The sequence below is a fragment of the Streptomyces tailanensis genome (genome assembly GCF_008386495.1).
Taxonomy (GTDB): Bacteria; Actinomycetota; Actinomycetes; order Streptomycetales; family Streptomycetaceae; genus Streptomyces; species Streptomyces tailanensis.
Genome location: NZ_VTHJ01000174.1, coordinates 1 through 1,362, shown reverse-complemented (window position 1 = coordinate 1,362; position 1,362 = coordinate 1). Strand labels below are relative to the sequence as shown.

Sequence of the window (1,362 nt, the reverse complement as noted above, 5' to 3'; positions counted from 1 at the left end):
AATGACACGACTTCGGCGGTACGCTTGAGCCCCGCTACATTGTCGGCGCGGAATCACTAGACCAGTGAGCTATTACGCACTCTTTCAAGGGTGGCTGCTTCTAAGCCAACCTCCTGGTTGTCTCTGCGACTCCACATCCTTTCCCACTTAGCGTACGCTTAGGGGCCTTAGTCGATGCTCTGGGCTGTTTCCCTCTCGACCATGGAGCTTATCCCCCACAGTCTCACTGCCGCGCTCTCACTTACCGGCATTCGGAGTTTGGCTAAGGTCAGTAACCCGGTAGGGCCCATCGCCTATCCAGTGCTCTACCTCCGGCAAGAAACACACGACGCTGCACCTAAATGCATTTCGGGGAGAACCAGCTATCACGGAGTTTGATTGGCCTTTCACCCCTAACCACAGGTCATCCCCCAGGTTTTCAACCCTGGTGGGTTCGGTCCTCCACGACCTCTTACAGCCGCTTCAACCTGCCCATGGCTAGATCACTCCGCTTCGGGTCTTGAGCGTGCTACTCATACGCCCTGTTCGGACTCGCTTTCGCTACGGCTACCCCACCCGGGTTAACCTCGCAACACACCGCAAACTCGCAGGCTCATTCTTCAAAAGGCACGCAGTCACGAGAATGAAGACAAGTCTTCACTCCGACGCTCCCACGGCTTGTAGGCACACGGTTTCAGGTACTATTTCACTCCGCTCCCGCGGTACTTTTCACCATTCCCTCACGGTACTATCCGCTATCGGTCACCAGGGAATATTTAGGCTTAGCGGGTGGTCCCGCCAGATTCACACGGGATTTCTCGGGCCCCGTGCTACTTGGGTGTCTCTCAGACGAGCCGCTGATGTTTCAGCTACGGGGGTCTTACCCTCTACGCCGGACCTTTCGCATGTCCTTCGCCTACATCAACGGTTTCTGACTCGCCTCACAGCCGGCAGACTGTGAAAGAGAGATCCCACAACCCCGTATACGCAACCCCTGCCGGGTCTCACACGCATACGGTTTGGCCTCATCCGGTTTCGCTCGCCACTACTCCCGGAATCACGGTTGTTTTCTCTTCCTGCGGGTACTGAGATGTTTCACTTCCCCGCGTTCCCTCCACTTGCCCTATGTGTTCAGGCAAGGGTGACAGCCCATGACGACTGCCGGGTTTCCCCATTCGGACACCCCCGGATCAAAGCCTGGTTGACGACTCCCCGGGGCCTATCGTGGCCTCCCACGTCCTTCATCGGTTCCTGGTGCCAAGGCATCCACCGTGCGCCCTTAAAAACTTGGCCACAGATGCTCGCGTCCACTGTGCAGTTCTCAAACAACGACCAACCACCCACCACCCCGAACCAAACAGATCCGAGTTCACTGGGGCCGGC

Annotated in this window: 1 rRNA gene; it reads right to left on the bottom strand. The window is 57.3% G+C overall.

The features are described from left to right. Positions 1 to 1,272: ribosomal RNA gene (locus F3T56_RS45890) — 23S ribosomal RNA — on the bottom strand; the annotation flags it as partial. Between the last annotated feature and the right edge of the window lie 90 nt (positions 1,273 to 1,362).